Source organism: Nonomuraea sp. NPDC049784 (assembly GCF_040659615.1).
Lineage (GTDB): Bacteria > Actinomycetota > Actinomycetes > Streptosporangiales > Streptosporangiaceae > Nonomuraea.
Map to the genome: position 1 here is coordinate 1 of NZ_JBFAMX010000489.1, position 7,925 is coordinate 7,925.

At 67.0% G+C, this 7,925-nt stretch carries 7 protein-coding genes; 1 reads left to right on the top strand and 6 read right to left on the bottom strand.

Features of this window, described 5'->3' with window-relative positions:
• A partial coding sequence (locus AB0J09_RS49025; RefSeq protein WP_360707687.1) for a DUF6596 domain-containing protein occupies nucleotides 1-592 on the top strand: 592 nt, incomplete at its 5' end.
• Between the two features lie 88 nt (nucleotides 593-680).
• On the opposite strand, the gene AB0J09_RS49030 is transcribed toward AB0J09_RS49025, so the two are convergent.
• From AB0J09_RS49030 to AB0J09_RS49055, 6 genes are all read right to left on the bottom strand, one after another.
• Nucleotides 681-2,648, bottom strand: coding sequence for a beta-L-arabinofuranosidase domain-containing protein (locus AB0J09_RS49030; protein ID WP_360707690.1), 1,968 nt, complete (start codon nucleotides 2,646-2,648; stop codon nucleotides 681-683).
• A 54-nt stretch (nucleotides 2,649-2,702) separates the two neighbouring features.
• On the bottom strand, nucleotides 2,703-3,323 hold the full coding sequence (locus tag AB0J09_RS49035) for a DUF624 domain-containing protein (RefSeq protein ID WP_360707692.1): 621 nt from the start codon (nucleotides 3,321-3,323) through the stop codon (nucleotides 2,703-2,705).
• Nucleotides 3,323-4,246: a carbohydrate ABC transporter permease gene (locus tag AB0J09_RS49040; protein ID WP_360707695.1), complete on the bottom strand. Its 924-nt coding sequence runs from the start codon at nucleotides 4,244-4,246 to the stop codon at nucleotides 3,323-3,325. Before AB0J09_RS49040 ends, AB0J09_RS49035 begins: the two co-directional genes overlap by 1 nt.
• Nucleotides 4,243-5,205, bottom strand: a complete 963-nt coding sequence (locus AB0J09_RS49045) for an ABC transporter permease subunit (RefSeq protein WP_360707697.1) — start codon at nucleotides 5,203-5,205, stop codon at nucleotides 4,243-4,245. The genes AB0J09_RS49040 and AB0J09_RS49045 overlap by 4 nt, the downstream gene beginning before the upstream one ends.
• Nucleotides 5,205-6,803, bottom strand: coding sequence for a hypothetical protein (locus AB0J09_RS49050; protein ID WP_360707700.1), 1,599 nt, complete (start codon nucleotides 6,801-6,803; stop codon nucleotides 5,205-5,207). Before AB0J09_RS49050 ends, AB0J09_RS49045 begins: the two co-directional genes overlap by 1 nt.
• Nucleotides 6,804-6,942: 139 nt before the next feature.
• A partial coding sequence (locus tag AB0J09_RS49055) for a LacI family DNA-binding transcriptional regulator (RefSeq protein ID WP_360707703.1) occupies nucleotides 6,943-7,925 on the bottom strand: 983 nt, incomplete at its 5' end.

Below are 7,925 nucleotides of genomic sequence, written 5' to 3' on the forward strand. Positions count from 1 at the left end.
GCTGACACGGCTGATGCCCGACGAGCCCGAGGCGCACGGCCTGCTCGCGCTCATGTTGCTCCACCACTCCCGCCGCGCGACTCGCGTCGACGCCGCCGGTGACTTGGTGACCCTGGATCGCCAGGACCGTACGCGATGGGACCGTGGCGAGATCGACGAGGGCGTCGCCGTCCTGCAGGCGGCCCTTCGACGTGACCGGTTCGGGCCCTACCAACTGCAGGCCGCCATCGCCGCCTGCCACGCCACGGCCCTCGATGCGGCCGATACCGACTGGGCACAGATCGCCGGGCTCTACCGGCGGCTGGCACAGGTCGTACCGTCTCCGGTAGTGCGGCTGAATCAGGCGGTGGCGGTGGCGATGGCCGACGGCCCCGCAGCCGGACTCGAGCTGGTGGAAACCCTCCACTCCTCGGGCGAGCTGACCGGGTACCACCTGCTCCCCGCGACCCGCGCCGACCTGCTCCGCCGCCTCAACCGCCTCGCCGAGGCCGCGGGCGCCTACCGCGAGGCGCTGGCCCTGGCCCCCACCGAGGCCGAACGCCGCTACCTGGCCGACCGGCTCGCCGAGACCGCCCCCAGCGGCGAAGGCTGACGGACAGACCTGGTAGCCGAGCCGCAACCACAGGCTGTGGCGACCGGCTCGGGCATCATCGCCGCCGGCAGCCCCGCACAGGTGCCGGCTATCCGCGGCCGTCCGAGCTCTCCACATACTCGGAAGTCTGGGCGGGACCGCCGTCGCGGATCCAGACGGTCATGTCGGAGAGACCGCGGTTGCCCCAGGAGAAGTAGGGCACGGCGGTCAGCGTGACGCCCCGTCGGCCAAGTGGGCGGTCACCGTATAGCTCGCCGTCCGCGGCGGCCTCGGCGGTGGCGTCGGCGTGCAGGGTGACAACGCCGGTCCGCTCGTCGGGGATCGCGCGGATGGGGACGTCGCGGGCGAGGGCGAGGTTGTGTACGGCGCCGTCATGGTCGACGCCCTCCACGCAGAACACCACCGGCCCGCGCTCGAGGGCGAGTTTGCCGGCGGCCGAGGCGACGGCGGGGTGCGCCCATGTACGGCGCACTTCCATGCCGAGGTCGATCTCGACCTTGTCGCCGGCCCGCCAGGGTCGGGAGAGGGTGAGATAGCCGTCGCGGAGGACGGGCTGGTGGACGGGTTCGCCGTTGACGGTGACGGTGGGTTGCGGGCTCCAGGCGGGGATGCGGATGGCGAGGGTGAACTCCGTCTCGTCGCCGGTGGGGGTGACGGTGACCGTGAGATGGCCGTCCTGGGGGTAGCGGGTGTCTTGGCGGAGGGTGACCTCACCGCCGGCGAGGGTGAAGCGGGCGGTGCCGGCCACGTACAGGTTGATGACGGCTTCGTCGGGTCCTTGGGCGTAGATGTAGCGGCCGAGTTCGCTGAGCAGCCGGGCGAGGTTGGGCGGGCAGCAGGCGCACTCGAACCATTCCTGCCGGGCGGCGGTGCCGTCGCTGGCGAGGGGGTTGCCGTAGAAGTAGTGGGTGCCGTCGGCGGAGGCGCCGCTGAGGACGCCGTTGTAGAGGGCGCGTTCGAGGGTGTCGATGTAATGGCCGTGGCCGGTGAGGTTGCTCATCCGCTGCGCCCACTGGACGAGGCCGATCGCGGCGCAGGTTTCCGCGTAGCCGTGGGCGTCGGGCAGGTGGTGGTCGGGTCCGAAGCCTTCGATGCGGGGGTCGGAGCCGATCCCGCCGGTGACGTACAGCTTCTTGGTCGTGAGGTTGGTCCACAGTCGCCGTACGGCCTGGAGCAGCCGGTCGTCGTCGTACTCGCCGGCCAGGTCGGTCATCGCGCTGTACATGTACATGGCGCGGACCGAGTGGCCGACGGCCTCGGCCTGGTCGGCCACGGGCTGGTGACTCTGGTTGTACTCCCGGAATCGCCGCGTTTCCCCGGGCCGTTGGGGAAGCCTGGTGCCGAAGTAGCCGGGGGTGCCGCGGCGCTGTAGCTCGGCCTCGAAGTAGCTGGGCTGCTGTCCGCGCCAGTCGATGAGCCGCCGGCTGAGCTCGAGGTAGCGGCGCTCGCCGGTCGCGCGGTAGAGCTTGACCAGCGCGAGCTCGATCTCCTGGTGCCCGCAGTAGCCGCCGGCGCAGGGGCCGTCAGGGCTGAAGACGGTGTTGATCAGGTCGGCGTAGCGGCGCACGATGTCGAGCAGCCGGGTCTTCCCGGTCGCCTCGAAGTGAGCCACGCCGGCCTCGATGAGATGACCGGCACAGTACAGCTCGTGGGCGTCGCGGAGGTCGGTGAACCGTTGTCCCGGCTTGACGACGGTGAAGTACGCGTTGAGGTAGCCGTCGTCCTGCTGCGCACCGGCCAGGAGCTCGATGGCCTCGTCGACGGCCCGGTCGAGCTCGGGGTCGTCGGTGGTGGCCAGGCAGTAGCTGGCGGCCTCGATCCACTTGGCGACGTCACTTTCCCAGAAGATGTGCGGCTCATGCGGATCCCCCTGCCGCCAGGACAGGGTCAGGGCGTCGAACTGCTGACCGGGCCGGCGCATCTGGCCTTCCTGGTGCCGCAACGTACGGGTACGGATCAACTCGCGGCGCGGCGCCCAGAACCGGTCATCGATCGTGACCGCGGTCAACGGCAGCGGGTGGCGGGCACGCACGGCAGCGGCAGAGGTCATGGTCATGAGGGCTCCAAACGAAGTGGTCGTGAAATGGCTGGACATGTCGCGGGCAGACCGTCACGAGCCCCGAGCCGGGGGGAGGACCGCGGTGCCCCAGACGTAGGCGAAAGTGGCGAAGGCCGGTACGGCGACGCCGAAGACCGGGACCAGCCCCGGGACCAGGTAGTACACGCAGAGGATCACGCCGGCCACGAGCAGCGTGACAAGCGCCAGGACCGGGCGGGCGAGGACGAGGATCGCGCTCCGGCGGACGAGCGCGAACGGTCCTTCAGCGAAGTGGGCAGCGAGGATCCAGACGTTCACGGTCATGCACGACACGAACAGCGTCACCAGCCAGAGCACCGCGCCGAGCAGCGGCTCGACGACACCGAGGTCGGCGGTTTCCAGCAGGTGCCGGTCCAGCAGGAGCACCGCCCAAGCCGTCGCGAAGACGTAGCCCACCACGTTGGCCGTGCGGAACTCCTGCCGCCAGATCCGGCGGAACTCGCGAGGCCCCATTGACGGCTGGGCTGACTGCAGGAACTCGCCGCGGACGACGCCGTAGACCGCGGCGGTCGCGGGGAAGACGCCGAGCACGATGCCACCGGCCAGACCCCACACCACCCACAGCAGGTGCAGTTTGAGCAGCAGCAGGCCCACCTCGCCCGCCCTCGTGTGCCAGGTGAGGACGCGTTTCATCAGCCTTTCACCGACCCGATGAGGACGCCCTTCTCGAAGTAGCGCTGGAGGAACGGGTAGAGCACCAGGACCGGGAGGCTCGAGACGACGATCACGCCGTACTTGATCTGGTCGGCATATTGCTGGTCGTAGCCGACGCCGCTGCCTCCGCCGGTTCCGGCGCCGCCGGCGAACGCCTGATTGGAAAGGAGAATGTCACGCAGCACGATCTGCAGCGGCTGCAGGGCGTTGTCTCGGACGAACACCAGCCCGGTGAAGAAGTCGTTCCAGTGCTGGACCAGGTAGTACAGGCCGATCACCGAGATGATCGCCTTGGACAACGGCAGCGCTACCCTGGCGAAGTACTGCAGGTAGGACACGCCGTCGATCAACGCCGCCTCGAACAGCTCCTTCGGCAGGGAATGCTCGAAGAAGGCGCGGGCGATGATGAGGTTGTAGACGTTCACCGCTGACGGCAGGACGAACACGAGCCAGTTGTCCAGCAGGCCGAGATCGCGATACAGCAGGTACGTCGGGATCAGACCGCCGTTGAAGAACAGCGTGAACACGAAGAACAACATGAGAATCCGCCGCGGACGGAACTCCGGCCGCGACAAGGCGTACGCCGCCGGGATGGTCACGACGAGGTTCAGCGCGGTTCCGGCCACGCTGTAGAGCAACGTGTTGCGATAGCCCGTCCAGATCCGATCGTCGTTGAAGATCTCCCGATAGCCGAAGAAGCTCACGCCTTTCGGCCACAACCACACCTCGCCGGTGGAAGTCAGCGACGGATTGCTCACGGACGCGATCACCACGAAGTAGACCGGATAGATCACCGCGAATAGGACCGCCACGCAGATCGTGCCGAGCGCGAGCATGAAGACGACGTCGGCCGGTGCCTTGTTGCGGAAGAATCCCTTGCTCTGCGGGTTGGTCGCGCTCACCACAGGCTCCAGTTCGATACGCGGCGGGCGATCGCGTTCGCGGCGATCAGGAACACGAAGTTGATGACCGTGTTGAAGAGGCCGATCGCGGTGGCGTAGCTGAACTGAGTGCTGAAGATGCCGATCTTGTACACATATGTCGCGATGACCTCGGACACCGGCAGGTTCAGGGTGTTCTGCATCAACCACACCTTCTCGAAACCGGTGTTCAGTACGCCGCCCATGGTGAGGATGAGCAGGATCACCATGGTCGGCACGATGCTCGGGACGTCGACGTGCCGGATGAGCTGCAGCCGGTTCGCGCCGTCCACCTTGGCCGCCTCGTACAGCTGGGGGTCGACTCGCGACAGCGCGGCGAGGTAGATGATGCTGTTCCACCCGCAGTGCTGCCACACGTCGGAGATCACGTACACCGGCACGAAGGCCGACGTGTCGCCGAGGAGGTTCACGTCGTCGAGACCGAAGAAGGAGAAGACCTGGGTCAGCAGTCCGGTGGACGGGTTGAGGAACGCCTGCAGCATTCCGACGATGACGACGATCGAGATGAAGTGCGGCAGGTACGTCGCCGTCTGCATGAACTTCTTGCGCCGGCCACCGGCGATCTGGTTGATCATCAGCGCCAGCATGATCGGCGCGATGAACCCCACCACGAGCGTGGTGATGCTGATGACGAACGTGTTCCGCAGCAACGGCCAGAACAGCGGGCTGTCGAAGAACTGCTGGAAGTACTTCAGGCCGGCCCATTTGCCACCCGCGAGACCCGCGGTGAAGTCGAACTCCCGGAAGGCCAGCTGGATCCCGTACATCGGGACGTACATGAACAGGGCGATGAACCCCACGGCCGGCAGGACCATGAGCCACAGTTGCCAGTACCTGCTGACATGCCGGCCGGCACCCAGACCGGCTCGTCTCCGGGCGCCGGCCACCGGCTCGCGAGCCGCCACAAGTGATTCCGTCATCAGTGCGTCTTCACGTACTCGTCGTAGTAGCGCTGGTAGACGTCGATGTTCTTCTGCAGGCCGGCGTTCTGGACCTGCTGAACGTACTTGTCCCACTGATCCTCGATGCCGCCCTTGGTGATCCACTCGGCGAACTTCGTCATCGTGCTGTTGAGGATCGTGGTGTTGTTCAGCGTCAGCTGGTTCGTGTCGTCAGGCGTCATCTGGACGAACTGGAAGGGGTAGACGTCCTTTTTCACGTCCATGTTCGCCAGCGCCTTCAGCAGCGGCTTCGTCTGTTCGACGGCTTCGTCGAGGTCGGCCGGCAGCTTCACCTCGATGTCGTCCCGGATCCAGAGCGGGCCGTTGTCCGCGAGAGTGACCGTCCACTTCAAGGTCGACGGGTCGGTCTTGGGGTCGGCCGGCGGGAGCACCTCGTACTCCTTGTCGCTGACCTTCTTGACGTACCGGCCGAGATCGCCCCACAGCACCTGCAGCGACATCTCCTTGTCGTAGAAGGCGTTGATGACCTTGAGCGCTGCCTGCTTGTTGCTCGTTTTCGCGGACATGACGATCTGGTTCGACGGGAAGTTCTCGCTGTTGGAGTCGTACGTCCAGGTCACCGGGGTCGTCTGGCCGGCTTCCGCGAGCAGCGGCGCCATCGCGACGTACTGGTCGGCCAGCTGGGCACCGAACCGGTCGCTGGCCGTCCAGCCCCAGCTGAAGCCGACCCTGGCCACGTCACCGGAACCGCGGCCGACCGCCTGGTACGCCGAATAGTCCTGCGTCATGACGTTCTTGCTGACCAGGCCCGCGGCGTAGCAACGATGGAGGAACTGGATCACTCGCTTGTAGCGCTCGTCGACGAGGAAGTTGCCGACCTTGCCGTCCTCGAGGAAATAGCCCTGGCCACCGCCGCCCGCGATCGGCAGGCCGACGCTGCCGAGCAGCACACTGGGCTGGAAGTACCCGAAGCCGCCCGTGCCGACCGGCGACCAGTCCATCGGGATCTCGTCGTTCTTGTCACCGTTCCCGTTCGCGTCCTCCTCCTTGAACGCGACGAGTACGGTGTACAACTCGTCCCAGGTGGTCGGCACCTTCAGGCCGAGACGGTCGAGCCACTGCTTGTTGATGTACTGGTGGGTGACGGTCGTCGGCCAGAACCGCTTGTAGCCCGGGATCGAGTAGATCTCGCCGGTGGACAACGTGGCCATCGACTTCAGCTGCGGCTTCGCCGCGAACAACGCCTTCACGTTCGGCAACGCGTCCAGGTCGTCGGCCAGGTTCTCAAACAGCGTCCGGTATGTGCCCATGTCGGAATTCGTGATCCCGTTCGTACCGACGATCAAGTCCGGCACGTCGCCGGCCGCCAGCATGGTGGACTTCTTCTGGTCCCAGTCGGCCGAGATCTCCTGCCACTGGATCTTCACTCCAGCGATCTTCTCCAGTTGCTTGGGCCACTCCATCGTGCTCATCGGCTTGGTCAACGGATGCTTGGTGACCGCGATCCGCAGCGTGTTCGGATCGCTTGTCGAGTCCTTGCCGGAGCACCCGGCGAGTGCGGTGAGGCCGGCCGCGACGACGAAGGCACGGCGGGACAGAACCGGTGGGGTGGCCATGTGGTCCTCCTAAGGGGGGACGGAGGGTGTGACCCGGATCTCGGTGAATGTTTCAGCGATGTTAGGGGCGCTCCTTCAGCGATGTCAACGACAAGACAAAGAAGGCGACAAGTCACCGGATCAAGGGGTGAAGGGTGGGTCAGACCAGCGCGGACGAGTCGCGGACCAGCAGGTGCACACCGGTGTGCACCTGTCGGGCCTCGCCGTCGTAACCGTCGAGACGCTCGATGAGCAGGTGGACGGCGGCGGCCACCATCGAGCCCTGATCAGGACTCACCGACGACAGCGACGGGATGGTGAACTCGCCTTCGTCCGTGTCGTCGAAGCCGGTGACGGCGACGTCGTCAGGGACGCGGATCCCGTGCGTGTGCAGGGCTTTCAGCACGCCCACGGCCATCGTGTCGTTGACGCACACCGCGGCGTCGAACCTGGGGCCGGAGCGCCGCAGCAGCCCCACCATCGCCTCGTAACCCGTGGCCCTGCGGTCCCAGTCCGAACTGTTGGCGACGAGCGACGGGTCATGCTCGATGCCGTACTCCTCCAGCGCGGCGAGGAACCCGGCGTACCGGTCCCCTGTCGGGACGGCGCCAACCGGACCGTTCCACACGAACGCGAGCCGGCGCCGGCCGGTGGCAAGCAGATGCCGGGTGATCGCCACGAAGCCCGCGTGCTCCCCCATCAACACAGAGTCAAGCGTCTTGATCGGAGCGCCACCGAGGGCCACCGCCGGGCGCCGCGGGGCGGCACCGGCGAGCAGCTCATCGGACAGGTGGTGCGGGCAGATGATGACGCCGTCGACGTCGGTGGTCGTCACGCCGAGGACGGCGTCGCGTTCGCCGGCGCTGCTGGGGGCGATCCGCAGCGTGCTGGTGAACCCGCGCTCGGCCAGGGCGAGGATGAGGCGCTCGGCGTTCTCCGCGAAGTACGGCTGGTAGAGGTTCGGGACGACGACGGCGATCCGGCCGGTCCGGCCGGAGGCGAGCCCACGGCCGGCCTGGCTCGTGGCATGTCCCGCCTCGTAGCCGACCTCCTCGATCGCGGCCTGAACCCTGGCCCGGGTCGTGGCCGAGACATGCGGGCGGTCGAGGAGGACGTTGGAGACGGTCTTCGCCGAGACTCCGG

Bases quoted from the DNA above. Each gene is read 5' to 3' on its own strand.
- AB0J09_RS49035 (WP_360707692.1), bottom strand. From the start codon at position 3,323: ATGAAACGCGTCCTCACCTGGCACACGAGGGCGGGCGAGGTGGGCCTG.
- AB0J09_RS49045 (WP_360707697.1), bottom strand. From the start codon at position 5,205: ATGACGGAATCACTTGTGGCGGCTCGCGAGCCGGTGGCCGGCGCCCGG.
- AB0J09_RS49030 (WP_360707690.1), bottom strand. From the start codon at position 2,648: ATGACCATGACCTCTGCCGCTGCCGTGCGTGCCCGCCACCCGCTGCCG.
- AB0J09_RS49050 (WP_360707700.1), bottom strand. From the start codon at position 6,803: ATGGCCACCCCACCGGTTCTGTCCCGCCGTGCCTTCGTCGTCGCGGCC.